This window comes from Hymenobacter oligotrophus, from assembly GCF_003574965.1.
Lineage (GTDB): Bacteria > Bacteroidota > Bacteroidia > Cytophagales > Hymenobacteraceae > Solirubrum > Solirubrum oligotrophum.
The window spans coordinates 114,440-130,470 of the sequence record NZ_CP032317.1 but is presented as its reverse complement, the minus strand read 5'-3'; the positions used below and the strand labels follow the sequence as shown (position 1 = coordinate 130,470).

At 62.5% G+C, this 16,031-nt stretch carries 14 protein-coding genes; 12 read left to right on the top strand and 2 right to left on the bottom strand.

The genetic code is table 11. The annotated features are described in order from the left end of the window. The first annotated feature begins 44 nt into the window (after positions 1-44). The 4 genes from D3Y59_RS00505 to D3Y59_RS00490 all read left to right on the top strand — a co-directional run bounded on the left by D3Y59_RS00505 (position 45) and on the right by D3Y59_RS00490 (position 4,605). Entirely contained in the window at positions 45-998 is a 954-nt protein-coding gene (locus D3Y59_RS00505; RefSeq protein WP_119443254.1) for a bifunctional riboflavin kinase/FAD synthetase, read from the top strand. A gap of 182 nt (positions 999-1,180) precedes the next feature. After that, positions 1,181-1,876: a CoA transferase subunit A gene (locus D3Y59_RS00500; protein ID WP_119443253.1), complete on the top strand. Its 696-nt coding sequence runs from the start codon at positions 1,181-1,183 to the stop codon at positions 1,874-1,876. 126 nt (positions 1,877-2,002) lie between these two features. Continuing rightward, entirely contained in the window at positions 2,003-2,662 is a 660-nt protein-coding gene (locus D3Y59_RS00495) for a CoA transferase subunit B (protein ID WP_119443252.1), read from the top strand. Between the two features lie 218 nt (positions 2,663-2,880). Next, positions 2,881-4,605, top strand: a complete 1,725-nt coding sequence (locus tag D3Y59_RS00490) for a bifunctional GNAT family N-acetyltransferase/carbon-nitrogen hydrolase family protein (protein ID WP_119443251.1) — start codon at positions 2,881-2,883, stop codon at positions 4,603-4,605. 85 nt (positions 4,606-4,690) lie between these two features. Here the strand turns inward: D3Y59_RS00490 and D3Y59_RS00485 are convergent, their stop codons facing one another. Both D3Y59_RS00485 and D3Y59_RS00480 read right to left on the bottom strand, forming a co-directional pair. Continuing rightward, positions 4,691-5,086: a hypothetical protein gene (locus tag D3Y59_RS00485; RefSeq protein ID WP_119443250.1), complete on the bottom strand. Its 396-nt coding sequence runs from the start codon at positions 5,084-5,086 to the stop codon at positions 4,691-4,693. Positions 5,087-5,183: 97 nt separating this feature from the next. Continuing rightward, positions 5,184-5,933, bottom strand: coding sequence for an RDD family protein (locus D3Y59_RS00480; RefSeq protein ID WP_119443249.1), 750 nt, complete (start codon positions 5,931-5,933; stop codon positions 5,184-5,186). An 88-nt stretch (positions 5,934-6,021) separates the two neighbouring features. Here D3Y59_RS00480 and D3Y59_RS00475 point away from each other — a divergent pair, with 88 nt between their 5' ends. The 8 genes from D3Y59_RS00475 to D3Y59_RS00440 all read left to right on the top strand — a co-directional run bounded on the left by D3Y59_RS00475 (position 6,022) and on the right by D3Y59_RS00440 (position 15,893). Continuing rightward, positions 6,022-7,011, top strand: coding sequence for a stage II sporulation protein M (locus D3Y59_RS00475; RefSeq protein WP_119443248.1), 990 nt, complete (start codon positions 6,022-6,024; stop codon positions 7,009-7,011). Positions 7,012-7,059: 48 nt separating this feature from the next. Then, positions 7,060-7,950, top strand: coding sequence for a hypothetical protein (locus tag D3Y59_RS00470; protein WP_119443247.1), 891 nt, complete (start codon positions 7,060-7,062; stop codon positions 7,948-7,950). 48 nt (positions 7,951-7,998) lie between these two features. Then, the gene (locus tag D3Y59_RS00465; RefSeq protein WP_119443246.1) at positions 7,999-8,952 is read left to right on the top strand and encodes a hypothetical protein; all 954 of its coding nucleotides are present in this window, start codon (positions 7,999-8,001) and stop codon (positions 8,950-8,952) included. Further along, positions 8,952-9,737: a DUF4129 domain-containing protein gene (locus D3Y59_RS00460; RefSeq protein WP_162910433.1), complete on the top strand. Its 786-nt coding sequence runs from the start codon at positions 8,952-8,954 to the stop codon at positions 9,735-9,737. Before D3Y59_RS00465 ends, D3Y59_RS00460 begins: the two co-directional genes overlap by 1 nt. Continuing rightward, entirely contained in the window at positions 9,737-10,981 is a 1,245-nt protein-coding gene (locus D3Y59_RS00455) for a DUF4350 domain-containing protein (protein WP_119443244.1), read from the top strand. The genes D3Y59_RS00460 and D3Y59_RS00455 overlap by 1 nt, the downstream gene beginning before the upstream one ends. 70 nt (positions 10,982-11,051) lie before the next feature. Then, positions 11,052-12,071 (top strand): AAA family ATPase, encoded by a 1,020-nt coding sequence (locus tag D3Y59_RS00450; protein WP_394340467.1) that lies wholly within the window; start codon positions 11,052-11,054, stop codon positions 12,069-12,071. Positions 12,072-12,411: 340 nt separating this feature from the next. Next, positions 12,412-13,791: a DUF58 domain-containing protein gene (locus D3Y59_RS00445; RefSeq protein ID WP_240410440.1), complete on the top strand. Its 1,380-nt coding sequence runs from the start codon at positions 12,412-12,414 to the stop codon at positions 13,789-13,791. 80 nt (positions 13,792-13,871) lie between these two features. Beyond that, a complete protein-coding gene (locus D3Y59_RS00440; protein ID WP_240410438.1) occupies positions 13,872-15,893 on the top strand; it encodes a beta-N-acetylhexosaminidase in 2,022 nt (673 codons plus the stop codon). Positions 15,894-16,031 lie beyond the last annotated feature (138 nt).

Here is a 16,031-nt window from a genome sequence, read left to right as displayed (position 1 = left end):
CCCCGCCGCGTAATCCTGCCTACCTAGCTTTTTCTTTCTTGCCCATGCATGTTGTTCGCGACCCCGCCGAGTTTCCGCGCTTAACCAACGCTGTGGTGACCAGCGGCACCTTCGACGGCGTGCACCTAGGGCATCAGAAAATTCTGCAACGCCTGCAAGAGGTGGCGCGCCAATCCGAAGGGCCCAGCGTGGTTATTACCTACTGGCCGCACCCGCGCATGGTGCTGGCCCCGCCCCTTTCGCACCCCGAGCCGCTGAAGTTGCACCTGCTGAACACGCTGGAGGAGCGCATCGAAAAGCTGGCTTCGCACGGCGTCGACTATCTGCTGATTGTGCCCTTTACCCACGAGTTTGCCGAGTGGACATCGGAGCAGTACATCCGCGAGCTGCTGCTCGACACCGTGGGCGCCGGCAAGCTCGTAATTGGCTACGACCACCGCTTTGGCAAAAACCGGGAAGGCGGGTTTGAGTACCTGCAGGCGCATTCGGCCCAATACGGGCTGGAGGTGGAGGAAATTCCGCGCGAGGACGTGGACGCCGTGGGCGTGAGCAGCACGCGCATTCGGCGGGCCCTCGAGGCCGGCGACATCGCCACCGCCAACCGCTACCTCGGCTACGATTACCCCTACACCGGCACGGTGGTGCGCGGGCAGCAGCTGGGCCGCACTATTGGCTACCCCACGGCCAACATCAAGTGCCAGGAGCCGCTGAAGCAGGTACCAGGCCGCGGCGTGTACGCCGTAATGGCCACCACCGCCGACGGCCGCCACCACGCCGCCATGCTGAACATTGGCGTGCGGCCCACCGTGGGCGGCGACCTAGCCGAAACCGTGGAGGCGCACCTGCTCGATTTCGACGGCGACCTGTACGACCAGCCCCTGACGGTGCAGTTTGTGGCCCGCCTGCGCGATGAGCAGAAGTTCGACGGCCTGGAGGCCCTGAAAGCACAACTTGGCCGGGATGCCGATGAGGCCCGGCGCCACCTCATCAGCGGCTGATGCGGCCTGGCGCACCTAGGCTACCCTGCCGCGCCCTAGGTGCCGGGGCCCGTTGGTAGCGCCGGCACCTAGGGGCTGCGCCGCCCGCCGCCTGCATTCGTACACGCAACTCCCCGCCCGGCACTGCGCATGCTCGGCGGGGAGTTGCTATTTTGGCGCCACCAAACTCCCACCCGATTTCTATGATCAACAAAGTAGTGGCCGATGCCCAGGCCGCGCTGCAGGGCATCACCGACGGCATGACGCTTATGCTCGGCGGCTTTGGCTTGTGCGGCATTCCCGAAAACAGCATTCAAGAGCTGCTGCGCCTGGGTGTGAAAAACCTCACCTGCATCAGCAACAACGCCGGCGTCGATGACTTTGGCATTGGCCTGCTGCTGCAACAGCGCCAGGTGAAAAAGATGATATCGAGCTACGTGGGCGAAAACGCCGAGTTCGAGCGCCAGCTGCTTTCGGGCGAGTTGGAGGTTGAGCTGATTCCGCAGGGCACGCTGGCCGAGCGCTGCCGCGCGGGCGGCGCGGGCATTCCGGCCTTTTACACCCCCGCCGGCTACGGCACCGAGGTGGGCGAAGGCAAAGAAAGCCGCGAGTTCAACGGCAAGATGTACTTGCTCGAAACCGCTTTGCACGCCGATTTCGCCTTCGTGAAGGCCTGGAAGGGCGACACCGCCGGCAACCTCATCTACAAAGGCACGGCGCGCAACTTCAACCCGATGATGGCCGCCGCGGGCAAAATCACCGTAGCCGAAGTGGAGGAGCTGGTACCCGCCGGCGAGCTGGACCCCAACCAGATTCATACGCCCGGCATTTACGTGCAGCGCATTTACCAAGGCCAGCACTACGAGAAGCGCATCGAGCAGCGAACGGTTCGGGGCTAGTTAGTTTTCGCGCAGAGGTCCGCAGAGTTGAGCGCCGAGGTTCGCTGAGCTGCTCAACAATTGCCGCAACGGCCTCTGCGTACCTCTGCGCATTCCTCAGCGAACCTCAGCGAGAAACAATCCTTTATGGCTTTAGATAAACACGGCATTGCCAAGCGCATTGCCAAAGAAGTACGCGACGGCTACTACGTAAACCTCGGCATTGGCATTCCGACGCTGGTGGCCAACTACATTCCGCAGGGCGTAAACGTGGTGCTGCAGTCGGAAAACGGGCTGCTGGGCATGGGCCCTTTCCCCACCGAAGCCGAGGTAGACCCCGACCTCATCAACGCCGGCAAGCAAACCATCACCACGCTGCCGGGCTCCAGCATTTTCTCCTCGGCCGAGTCGTTTGGCATGATCCGGGGCGAGCACGTCGACCTGACCATTTTGGGCGCCATGGAGGTATCGGAGCGCGGCGATATTGCCAACTGGAAAATTCCGGGCAAAATGGTGAAGGGCATGGGCGGCGCCATGGATTTGGTGGCCTCGGCCAAAAACATCATCGTGGCCATGCAGCACGTAGCCAAAGACGGCTCCAGCAAACTGCTGCCCGATTGCACGCTGCCCATCACGGGCCTGCGCTGCGTGAAGAAGATTGTAACGGAGCTGGCCGTTATCGACGTGACACCCGATGGCTTTGTGCTGCGCGAGCGGGCCCCGGGCGTGTCGGTGGAGCAAATACAGGCCGCCACGGCCGGCAAGCTGGTGATTCCGGCGGGCGGCGTGCCCGAAATGGTCCTTTAGCCCACCGGCAACGTCGCTTACCTGAAAAGCTTCGTTTGGTTTGGGCCGGGCGAAGCTTTTTGTTGCTGCCGGGCCTAGGCGCTAGTGCCGGCACCTAGGGCCGGCAGCAAGCGGCGTGGCAGCGGAACACCCAGCCTTTCGGCTGCGTTGCTACGTATTGCCCCTGCGCGGCCGCCAACTTTCTACTTTTGTGCACCGCGTTTCATCATTCTGCTACCATGGCTTCGAGTTCCTCCGCTAAATCAAACGGCCAAGCCAAAAAGGCCGATAAGAAACCCGCTCCTTCCGCTGCGGCCGCTACGCCCGCCGCCGAGGAAGGCCACGCCGCCCAGCCCCACAAGCTGGTGCTGCGCACGCTCCGCAAATCGGACTACAAAGCCGTGCGCGACATCATGGACAAGGTGTATTCCAACATGGAAGGTGCCTGGGCCCAAGACGAATACAACGCCCTGATCCGGAAGTTTCCGGAAGGCCAGATTTGCATCGAAGACAACGGCCTGGTGGTGGCCGCGGCCTTGGCCATCATCGTGCAGTACTCCGATTTCGGCGACCGGCACACCTACGGCAAAATCACCGGCAACGGCAAGTTCGACACGCACAACCCCGACGGCGACACGCTCTACGGCGTCGACGTGTTCGTGGACCCCGAGTACCGCAACCTGCGCCTAGGTCGGCGCTTGTACGACGCGCGCAAGGAGCTGTGCGAAAACCTGAATCTGCGCGCCATGGTGGCGGGCGGCCGCATACCGGGCTTTGCCAAGTACGCCGACGAGTTGACGCCCGCTAAGTATGTGGAAATGGTGCGCAACAAGGAGCTGACCGACCCCATCCTCACCTTTCAGCTCTCCAACGAGTTTCACGTGCGCAAAATCATCCGCGGCTATTTGCCCTACGACTCCGAGTCGAAGGCCTATGCCACGCTGCTGGAGTGGATTAACGTGTACTACGACGAGGATGCCGAGAAACTCATCGGCAACGTTAAGAGCAACGTGCGCATTGGCATTGTGCAGTGGCAGATGCGCGGCACCCGCTCGCTCGAAGACCTGTTTCAGCAGATCGAGTTCTTCGTGGATACCGTGTCGGGCTACAAAGCCGACTGCGTCATGTTCCCGGAGTTCTTCAACGCGCCCCTAATGGCGCTAACCAACGAAGACACGCCCTCGGTGGCCATTCGGGCCATGGCCGCTTTCACCGAGCCCATCAAAACCAAGATGATGGAGCTGGCCCTGAGCTACAACATCAACATCATTGCCGGCTCGATGCCGCTGTACCAGGACGGCAAGCTGCACAACGTGGCCTACCTCTGCCGCCGCGACGGCACCGTGGACGAGCAGTACAAGCTGCACGTTACGCCCGACGAGGCCAGCTACTGGGGCATGCGCGGCGGCGACAAGCTGAAGTGCTTTGATACCGACTTTGGCAAAATCGGCATTCTGGTGTGCTACGACGTGGAGTTCCCCGAACTCTCGCGCATGCTTTCCGACGAGGGCATGAAAATCCTGTTCGTGCCCTTCTGGACCGACACCAAGAACGCCTACCAGCGCGTACGACTCTGCGCCCAGGCGCGGGCCATCGAAAACGAATGCTACGTGGCCATTACCGGCTCGGTGGGCAACCTGCCGCGCGTCGAGAACATGGACATCCAGTACTCGCAGTCGGCCGTGTTCAGCCCCAGCGACTTTGCCTTCCCGCACGACGCCATCGTGGCCGAGGCCACGCCCAACACCGAGATGACGCTCATCGCCGACCTCGACTTGGACTTACTGAAGGACCTGAACACCAGCGGGGCCGTTCGCAACCTCCGCGACCGGCGCAAAGACCTGTATTCGGTAAGCTGGGTGGTGAAGAAAACCGAACGCGACGAGGATTTGCTGGCCCAGGGCGAAGACCGCCTACCCGTGCGGCCGGGTCGCAAAAACAAGATGCAGCACACAGCCGGGTAACAGTCCGGTTTGCTTAGCTACTAAAAAGCCCCTGCCAGCAAGCTGGCAGGGGCTTATTGCTATCAGGCACCTAGGACCCGTGGGCTTAGCTCTCGGAGCCCTGGTGCGGGTTTTCGGGTTCGTTGGTTTCCCAGTTGCGGGTGCCGCTCTGCCGGAAACGTGTGTCGCCGTGGCGAGTGGTGTCGGGCTCGGGCGGGGTTTCCTGGCCGTAGTACGGCTGAAAGTTTTCGCCGGAGGTCGAAGCCTGGCTTTGCGGCAGCACGTTTTCGGGCTTGCCAAAATCGCCGTAGTTGGGCGCCTGCTGGTGCGGAGCCTGCAGGCCGGGGTTGGCCGTTTGGCCGGGTATGCCCTCGGGCTGGTTGGCTACCTCGGCGCCCCGGCGCAGGTTTTCGGGCTGGGGGCTGAGGTTGGGCGACTCGCGCGGGTCGTTGTCCTTTACGAAATCGAATTTGTCGTTGTCGTTTCTATTATCGGTAGCCATGGCGGTATCAGCGTAAGGTTTACCCTCCTGCTACGGCCAAACGGCAGCGGAGTTGGGCGCGGCCGGCCTTGTTGCCTGGGCGGCAGCCAATTGGCACCTAGCGCGCCGCCGCCTGCGAGGCCAGGTAGCCGTAATCGCGCAGCACCACCAGCAAAAATTCGTGGTTAGGCATGGTGGTTTCGATGCCGGTAAGCGTGCGTACGCGCTGGGCTACTTCGTCGAGGATGTGGTAGGCGCCGCGTTTCTCGCTTTGCGTTACCAGCTCTTGTATCAGGCGCACGTCGTGGTCGGCGAGCTGCGCTACCTGCGGAAAGGTAACGCGGTAGTTGGGGTCGTAATCGGAACCGAACAGGGAGTTGTCGGCGGTGGTTTGGCGGCGGTTGAGGCGTACCACGGCGGTGCCGGCGGCCATATCGCCAAGGCGCTGCCCGCGGCCGCTGCCCAAAATGCAGGCAATGGCCACAATGCCATAGAACATGCTCACATCAACCAGGCGCAACACCCAGCGCAGCAGGTACTGCGTAAAGCGCGCCGGCGTGCCGTTCAGGCTGATAACGCGCACCTTCATGATGCGCTTGCCGATGCTCTGGCCCTGCCACAGCGCCTCCGACACCAAGTGGTACAAAAACAGCGGCAGCACCACGAATCCAATCACGATTACGCCCAACAGCACCTCGTTGCGGTTGGTCTGCACGTCGAACACGCCGAACAGCAGCAGCATCCACAAAATAACCCAGCCGGCTTGCACTACGCCGTCGAGCAAGGTGGCGGCAATTCGTTCGCCAATAGAGGCGGTTTCGTACTCGAGCGTAACGTTTTGGGTGGTTGGGATGCGCAACTGAGCCATCGGGGCAAACTATAATTGGAGAATACTTTCAAAAATATAATCTTCCTGACACGATTTGCGCCCGCTGCCTTTGGTCGGGCGTTTCTTTATGCGCGAAGCTGTATTCATTCGCCGCAACCAAGAGCGGTGGCACTCTTACGAACACACCCCGGCCGGCACGCCCGAGGAGCTGGCCGAGCGGTTTGTGGCCCTCACCGACGACCTGGCGTACGCCCGTACGTTCTACCCCTCGGCGCCCGTTACCGAGCACCTCAACCAGCTGGCCGCGCGCTTTCATGAGCAACTGTACCGCCGCCGCAGCACGCGCCGCCAGCCCCTAGGTACGTTTTGGCGCCTCGAGCTGCCCCTGCTGATGGCGCGCCACTGGCGGCCCATGCTGCTGGCCTTTGTGCTGTTTTCGCTGTTTGCGGGCCTAGGTGCGCTGTCGGCGGCCGAAGACGACAGCTTTGTGCGCCTGATTTTGGGCGACGCCTACGTCAACTCTACGCTCGAAAACATTCGGCGCGGCCGCCCCACCGATGTGTATGGCACCGCGCCCGAAATGTCCATGTTTCTGTACATCGCCTTCAACAACGTGCGCGTGGCTTTGCTCACGTTTGCGTTCGGCGCGATAGGCGGCTTGGGCACGCTGTTCGTGCTGTTTCGTAACGCCGTGATGGTGGGCAGCTTTCAGTATTTCTTTTTCGAGCAGGGCGTGGGGCTGAAATCGGCCCTGGCCATTTGGGTGCACGGCACCATCGAAATCAGCTGCATTATTCTGGCCGCCGGAGCGGGACTGGTGCTCGGCAACAGCTTGCTGTTTCCGGGCAGCTACCCGCGCGGCGAGGCCCTGCGCCGCGGCGCCCGCGACGGCATGCGCCTGATGGCCGGCCTGGTGCCGCTGATTGTGGTAGCGGCCTTTCTGGAGGGCTTTATAACGCGCCTGGCCCCGCGGCACCCGCTGGCCGTGAGTTTGCCGGCCATCGGCCTTTCGCTGGTGCTGGTAGTGGGCTACTTTGTGGTGTACCCCTGGTGGGTGTACCGCCGCACCACGCGCCTAGGTCTGGCCCTGCCCGATACCGACGAGCAGGCTCCTTGATTTTAGTACCTACTCTGCACTTGCTTATTCCTCCACCGCTACGTTGTTATGCCTACGCTTACCTCGGCCAAGCCCACAGTTACGCCGCCGTTTAGCCACCCGGCCGATTTTTACCAAGTGCGCGACTTTGGCCAGAAATGGGAAGCCACGGCCCAACTGCTGCGCCTGCACTACCGCGAGCTGCTCGGGGCTTTGGTGCGCTACTCGGGCTTGTACATGCTCATTGGGGCGCTATTTCAGGCGGCGGGCGAGCATTACGTAGGCACCGATGGCGCCATGCTGTACCCCGTGGGCTCGGTGTTTTACGCCATCGGAACCTTTGTGGGCACGGGCGTGGTGTACGGTTTTCTGCGCGCCCGCATGCACGCCCTCGACGAGCCCGGCGCGCGCTACACGCCCGATCAGATCTGGGACTTTGCAAACGGCTTGGGCTCCTTCTTCGGCAGCTACCTCATCTTCGGTGCCCTTATGCTGCTGGGCTTTCTGTGCCTGATTGCACCGGGCATTTACATTTGGCCGGCCTTCACGCTGCTGCCCGGCGTGGTAATGCTCGAAGACAGCGAAGAGTCGATGTCGCGGTGCTTTAAGCTGGTGGAAGGCTTTTGGTGGACAACGCTGGGATTGGCACTGATGACATGGTTGCTCAGCGTGGCCGTTGTTCAGGTGCCCCAGTTGCTCTTGCAAAGCCTAGGTGCCGCGCTGGAAATGGATCAGTCGGAGTGGTTGTGGGTGTTGCCGGTGCGCCTGCTCATTTCGGGCCTGCAGTTTTTGCTCCAGCCCATTACGGCTATCTTGCTGGCATTTAATTACTTTAGCATAGTAGAGAGCAAGGAAAGCCCCGGCCTCAGCTGGCGGGCTTCACGCATTGGCCAGGCCCCGGCGTCCGGCAGCCACCCCACCGACCTAGGCGCCATTACCGAAGGCGAATACTTGCTGTAACCGCCCGTTTGCCGCATTCTCAACAACCCCAACCATACCCATAGCCGCATGCAAACCTCTACCCTTGCGCCGCGCACCGAGTCGGAGCGCGCGTTTACCAGCCCGCAGGACTTTTACCGCCGCCGCGACTTCGGCCAGAAGTTCGAGGCCACGTTCGCTTTTTTGGGCAAACACGGCGGCAACCTGTACCGCGTGTTGCTGGTGCCCATGCTGGTAACCATGGCGGCCATGGCTGGGCTGTTTTTCTCGGTATTCAGCAGCATGCCAACGCTGGAACGCGGCGATATTTCATCGGTGCAGCTGCTGATGGTACCGGCCTTCGTGGGGCTGTTTATCGTTGTCATGCTGGCTTCGCTGGCCACCTACGCCATGATGTACGCTTTTGTAAAGCGCCGCATGGAAAGCCCCGACGCCACCGCGCCGCTTACCGTGGCCGAGGTGTGGGCCGAGGCTCGGCCGAATATGCTGCCCTTGCTGGGCTACGGCTTTGTGGCCGCGGTGCTGGTGATGCTGGGCTACATGCTGTTTTTCCTGCCGGGCGCTTACCTGACGATGGCCATGTACCTGCTGCCCTGCGTGGTGGTGTTTGAGCGCGCCGACCTAGGCCAAACGCTAAGCCGCTCCGTGGGCCTAATTCGCGGCAAGTGGTGGTCCACGTTCGGGCTGATGATGGTGGGCGGCATTGGCGTATTTATTGTTTCGGCCGCAGTGGGCGGCGTGTTGGGGCTGGTATTCGGTTTCATGGGCGTTTTCAGCTCCGATGCCGTGGGCACGGCAGGCTTCGCATTCGTCCAGAGCGTGCAAATGGCCCTGAACATGGCCCTGTACCCTGTGCTATTCTTGCTGCTGATGTTTCAGTATTTCAACCTGGTTGAGCGCCGCGACGGGATAAGCCTGCAATGGCGCGTGCAGGAAATCGGCCAAACGCCAGCCGCCGGCAACGCCGCCAGTGGTACCGACGACACGTTGTTCCGCCCCAGCTACGGCGACCCTACCCTTTGATGCTCCCTTACCCGCGCCGTTTTGCGCACCACCTAGGCAGCCTGGCTGCGGCTTTGCTGCTGGTGCAGCTGGCCGTAGCCGCTCCGGCCGCGCCGCAGCCGCAGCCGCAACCTCCTGTGGCCCGGGCAGCAGCGGCACAGCCAGCGCCGGCGCCCGTATCGGTACGGCACTTTGAGGCCGCGGAGCTGCAGCGCCTCCAAGCCGACGACGACCTGCAGTACCACGAGGCCCCGCCGCCCACCAACCCCTTAAGCCGCTGGTGGCGCGACTTGATGCAACGGCTGTTTGAGGCCTTGCCCGAAGGCAGCAGTGCCATGTTTTGGCGGGTGCTGGCTTACGGCGTGGCCGCAGTGGCGCTGGTGCTCATCGTAATGCAGCTGCTCAACCTGCGGCTTTCCGATTGGCTGCGGGGCCGCGGGCGCGACATTGCGGTGCCTTACGCCACCGAGGCCGACGATGTGCACGAGCAAACCCTGCCGCAGCGCCTGCAGCAAGCCGAGGCACAAGGCCAGTGGCGCCTGGCCACGCGCCTAGGTTATTTGCTGGTGCTGAAGGCCCTCACCGATCGGGGCCTGATTAGCTGGACGCCCGACAAAACCAACCACCACTACCAGGCCGAGCTGCAAACCAATGCGGCGCGGCTGGTGCCCGCCTTTGCCTCCGTTACGCGCCAGTTCGAGTACGTGTGGTACGGCGAGCTGGAGCTGGAGGCCGCGCCTTACGAGCAGGTACGCGCCATGCGCCAAGCATTTCTTACCGACCTCCAAAACCGCCGCGCCGCCTAATGCTCCGCTCTATCCGATGGCCGCTTACGGTGCTGGGGGCGCTGGTGGGCATTTGGTTGCTGATTGCCTACAACCAGCCCAAAAAGCTCGACTGGACACCCTCGTACCGCTCCGACCACAAACGCCCCCTGGGTACCTACGCCGCCTTCCGGCTGCTGCCCACCTTGGCCAAAGCTCCCGTGCGGCTCACGCGCGAGTCGCCGTATGTGGCTTTGCAAGACTCGACGGAAGCGCGGCCGGCCGTGTATTTCCTGGCGCTCCAAACGTTTCAGCCCAGCCCGGCCGATGCCCAGGCCATTACGCGCTACCTGCAGCGGGGCGGCACCGTGTGGCTGGCCGCCGAGCAGTTTCTGCTGCCCAACGAAATTGACAGCCTCTGGCTAATGCCCGCCACGGTTGATGCACCCTTCGATTTGGCGGCCAACAACAAGGATACCGTACGCTTTCGCTTTGCGGCAGCCGCGCTGCAGCGGCGCACGGCTGCTTTGCCCAACCGCGTAGTCGGCACCTATTTCGCCCACGACAGCCTGGGTCGGTTGTTGGCGGCTTCGGCCAAGCGCAAGGGGCAAACCTCGGCGGCTACCGTGCTGGCTACCAATGCCCAGCAGCGCCCCGTGCTGGTGCACACCTCCGTAGGGCGTGGGCACTTGTACGTGTGCTCGGTGCCGGCGCTGCTGAGCAACTACGGCGTGCTGTACGGGCGCAACGCCGCGTTTGTGGCCGGCGCCCTAAGCTACCTGCCCCAAGGCCCGGTGCTATGGGATGCGTTTTACACCCAAGGCCGCGAGGGCGACGACTCGCTGCTGCGCGTGGTGCACACCAGCCCGGCGCTTACCTGGGCCTGGAACGGGCTGTTGCTCGGCGGGCTGCTGTTTGCCTTGCTAGGTGCGCGGCGCCGCCAGCGGCCCGTGCCTACGCTGCGGCCGCTGCCCAATACCAGCCTGCAGTTTGTGCGCACCGTGGCCAGCGTGTACCGCCAGGGCCGCAACCACCAAGCCTTGGCCGCGTTGCGCATCCGCTTGTTTTTCGACTACCTGCGCACCCGCTTTCAGGAGCCCGTGCCGCTCACGATTGATACCGATTACCCGCGCCGCCTGAGCGTGCGCACCGGCATTCCGGTGGGCGAGGTAACAGCGCTGCTGGCTCGCCTGAACAATTGGCTTGATGCCGAGCACGTTTCCGAAACCGAGCTGCATCAGCTTTATCAATTGCTTTCCAACTTTCAGCAACGCGCCGAGCGCTAGCCGCTTGGGTTAACTTCTATCACCTACTTGCCGCCCGCCTTGCCCTAGGTGCTGTGGCCAATTTTACCGCATGGAACCCTCCACCAACCATACCCCGCACACCCAAACCGCTACCGCCGAAATGCCCTTCGGCACCCGCACCGACCTGAGCCAGCTTTCCGGCACCACCGCGGCCGTGCGGCAAGAGGTAGGCCGCGTGCTCGTAGGCCAGCACGACCTGGTAGAGCTGCTGCTGGTGGCCCTGCTGGCCGATGGCCACGTGCTGCTCGAAGGCGTACCCGGCGTAGCCAAAACGCTCACGGCCAAGCTGCTGGCCCGCACGCTGTCGGTACCGTTTGGCCGCATTCAGTTCACGCCCGACCTCATGCCCTCCGATGTGCTGGGCACCTCGGTGTACGTGCCGGCGCGCGGCAGCTTCGAGTTTCGGCAGGGCCCTATTTTCTCAAGCGTGGTGCTGATCGACGAGATTAACCGCGCCCCGGCCAAAACGCAGTCGGCGTTGTTCGAGGTAATGGAGGAGCGCCACATTACCCACGACGGGCAAACCCACCACCTCGGCGAGCCTTTTATGGTGCTGGCCACGCAAAACCCCGTGGAGCAGGAAGGCACCTACCGCCTGCCCGAAGCGCAGCTCGACCGTTTCCTGTTCAAGGTGCTGGTGCCCTACCCCACCGAGGCCGAGGAAATCCTGATTTTGCAGGGCCACCACGCCGGCGCCGGCGGGCTACCGCTCGAGGCGGTGCGGCCCGTGGTTACGCCCGAGCAGCTGCACGCCCTGCGCCGGCAAGTGCGCGAGCAGCACGTCGAGCCAAGGTTGTTCGAGTACGTGGCCCGTTTGGTGGGCCTCACGCGCACGCACAAGTCGCTGCACCTAGGCGCGTCGCCGCGGGCCTCTATCGCCTTGCTGAACGGCGCAAAAGCCCTGGCCGCCCTGCGCGGCCGCGACTTCGTAACGCCCGAAGACATTCAGCACCTGGCCGCGCCGGTGCTGCGCCACCGGATTCAGCTAACCCCCGAGCGCGAGCTGGAAGGCCTGGGCCCCGACGACGTAGTGCGCCAGCTGCTGCAGCAAGTGGAGGTGCCTAGGTAAGTTTTGAGTGACAGGTGACAAGTAACTTGTGGGCAACACGTGACACGTGACAAGTAACACGTGACGAGCGGATTTAGGCGGTCTGCTTTGCGCCCCACGGTCAGGCGCTGATTCTCACCCATCACTTTTTACCCAAAAGACTTGTTCGTGGACAAGCAAACTCGGCAAAGGCCGTCATGCTGAGCTTGTCGAAGCATCTTTACCGCTTTGTTGGTATCTGGCGAAGCGGTAGAGATGCTTCGACAAGCTCAGCATGACCGTTCCAGTGCGTTTGCCTATTCAGGAACACGTCTAAAGCCTGTCACGTGTCGCCTGCTACGTGTTACCTATAACCTGTTACGTGTCACCTAAATCATCTTTCTTCCGCAACCTGGTAGCCTCGTTGTTGCTGCCGCCGCGCTTTTTTGCCGCGTGGGCGGTGGTAATTACCCTCCTGATTGTGGCGCACTTTTGGCCCGTGCTGGTAGCGCCGGCGCAAATTCTGGCGGTTGCGCTGGCCTTGTTTACACTCCTCGACCTAGGGTTGCTCTACACCCTGGGCCGCGGGGAGGGCGTATTTGCGCGGCGGGTACTTGGCCGGCGCCTCTCCAACGGCGACGACAACGACGTGCAAGTAGTAATCGAAAACCGCTACCCCTTTGCCGCGCGCCTCGATGTGGTCGACGACGTGCCGGTGCAGTTTCAGCGCCGCGACTTGCTCTTTCCGCTGCAGCTGAGCGGCGGCACCAGCACCACCCTGCACTACCAACTGCGCCCCACGCGCCGCGGCGAGTACGTGTTTGGCCAAACCAACGTGCTGGCCCGCTCGCCATTGGGCCTGGTGCAGCGCCGCTACCGCTTCGGCGAGGCCGACGTGACGACGGCTGTGTACCCTTCATTTTTGCAGATGCGGCGCTACGAGCTGCTTGCCCTTAGCAACCGCCTTACCGAAGTCGGCGTGAAGCGCATCCGCCGCGTGGGCCAAAGCATGGAGTTCGACCACATTCGGCCCTATGCCCTCGGCGACGACCCGCGCACCATCAACTGGAAAGCCACGGCCCGCCGCCCCAGTCAAGCCGGCGACCAGCTGCTCGTGAACCACCACGAAGACGAGCGCGCCCAGCAGGTGTACTGCGTGATTGATAAAGGCCGCGTAATGCGCATGCCCTTCGAGGAGCTAGCCTTGCTCGATTACGCCATCAACGCTTCGCTCGTGCTTAGCAACATCGCCCTAATCAAGCACGACCGCGCCGGCCTCATCACCTTCGCCCACGAACCCGGCGACGTAGTACCCGCCGACCGCCGCCGGGGCCAGCTGCCGCGCTTGTTGGAGGTGCTGTACCGGCAGCAAACCCGCTTTCTTGAATCGGACTTTGAGCGGCTGGCTGCCCTGGTGCAGCGGCAGGTAAAGCAGCGCAGCCTGCTGGTGCTGTTCACCAACTTCGAAAGCCTGCACGGCCTGCAGCGCCAGTTGCCCTACCTGCGCCGCCTAGCCAGCCGGCACCTGCTGCTGGTGATATTCTTCGAAAACACCGAGCTGCGCGGCGTGATCGAAACACCAGCTACCAGCACCGAAGAACTGTACCACCAAACCGTGGCCGAAAAATTTGTGCAGGACAAGCGCCGCATGGTGCTGGAGCTGCAGCGCTACGGCATTCATGCCTTGCTCACGGCGCCGCAAAACCTCACGGCCAACACCATCAACCGGTACCTCGAGTTTAAGTCGCGGGGCATGATCTGAGCGCGAGCGAAGCTAAACGGCAAAGAAATTGCGCCTGCTCGGGCGCTTCGCCGTAAACTCGCCCTATGCTTCGTTTGCTTTTGCTTCTGCTCCTCCTGCCGCTTGCCGCTTTTGCCCAGCCTACCGATACGCGCCAGCTCCTGCCCGTGCCAACCCAAGTTAGTTGGGGCAAGGCCTCGCTGGCACCTAAAGCCCTGCTGAAGCCCCAACTCGACGGCCCCGAAGACGCCCAACTGCGCGCCGCCGTTACGCGCACCCTCGACCGCCTACGACGAAACGGCACGGCCGCAACCACTGCCTTGCCGCTGCAAATCCGGTACGGCAAGCTTGGCCGCATGGAGCAGTTTGATGAGGAACGCTACAGCCTGCGCGTAACGCCCAACGGCGTTACCATTGATGCGCCTACTTCCCTAGGTGTGCTGCGGGCTTTGGCCACCCTAGAGCAACTGCCGCAAGGCGACGCCAAGCGCAGCTACTTGCCCGAAGTAGAGATACAAGACCAACCGCGCTTTCCGTGGCGGGGGCTGCTGCTCGATCCGGCCCGGCACTTTTTGCCCGTTTCGGTTATAAAGCGCAACCTCGATGCCATGGCGGCGGTGAAGCTGAACGTGCTGCACTGGCACCTTACCGACGACCAAGGTTTTCGAATAGAAAGCAAAGTACTGCCCAAGCTGCATCAAGTGGGCGGCGCCAACGGCTACTACACCCAGGAGCAGGTGCGCGAAGTGCTGCAGTATGCCCAGGCGCGCGGCATTCGGGTGGTGCCCGAGTTCGATGTACCGGGCCACGCTACGGCTTGGCTGGCGGCTTACCCCGAGCTGGCTTCCAACGACTCGACGTACGGCGTATCGCCGCGCTGGGGCGTGCTGAACATTGCCATGGACCCCACCAAGGAGTCGACTTACGAGCTGCTCGACAAGCTGTTTGCCGAAATGACGGCGTTGTTCCCCGACCCGTACTTTCACATCGGCGGCGACGAAAACGACGGCCGGCAGTGGCGCCGCAACCCGCGCATTGCCCAGTACATGCGCCAGCAAGGCATGGTAAAGCGCGACGGCTCGGTGGACAAGCACGCGCTGCAAACGGCCTTTAACCGCCGCGTACTGACCATGCTGACGAAGTACCAGAAGCGCATGGTCGGCTGGGACGAAATCCTGGGCCCTGGGCTGCCGCCCGATGCTGTAATCCAGAGCTGGCGCGGCAAAAAAGGCCTCTACGAAGCCGCCAAAGCGGGCCACCAGGCTATTCTATCGAATGGCTACTACATCGATCTGTACTTAACCGCCGCTTCGCACTACGCCCCCGACCCCGTGCCTGCCGATGCACCCCTAACCGACGAAGAGAAGAAACGCATCCTCGGCGGCGAGGCTACCATGTGGTCGGAGTTTGCCGATTCGGTTATTTACGATTCGCGGACGTGGCCCCGGGCAGCGGCCGTGGCCGAGCGGTTGTGGTCGGAGGCTACGGTTACCAACGTGCCCGATATGTACCGCCGCCTAGGTGCTATATCGGCGCAGCTCGAAGGCCTGGGTCTGCAACACCGCCGCGCACCCGAGCAGCTGCTGGGCATGATGGCCGCCGGCCACGATGTGGCCCCGCTGCGCACCTTGGCCCACGCACTGGAGCCCGTTAAAGAATACAAGCGCCATTTTCAGGGCTTCAAATACACCACGCAAACGCCGCTCAACCGCTTGGTTGATGCGGCACCGGCCGAGTCGGAAGTGGTGCGGCAGTTTGGCGCGACGCTCGATAGCCTGCTCTCCTATCCGCGGGCGCTTACTACGCAGTTGCCGCACACCCCCGAAACGCGGCGGCAGCTGGCCCGCCTGCGCACGCAGCTAAAACAATGGCAGCAGAACGATGCCCTGGTGCAGCCGCTGCTGCAAGCCAATCCCAGCCTGCGCGAGTACGCTCCGCTTTCCACGCAGCTTACCGTTGTATCAACCCTGATGCTGCAGCGCCTTGAGCAATTGGAGAAGGGCAAACCAGCTTCCGCCGAATGGTTGGCGGCCGCGCAAAAGCAACTAGAGCAAGCCCAGAAGCCCGCCGGCCAAACCGAGTTGCCTTTGGCTGAAGTGGTGCGGAAAGCCATTACGCGCTAGGATGCCCCAGGTCACGTTGCGCGGTGTAGCGCGGACTTTGTAGTCCGCGTCCACAGATAGCAATTTTTGACCTAGGGATACAGCGCGTGTAGCGCGGGCTTTAGCCCACCTTTGCCAGCACGAAATCGTAGGTGCGAA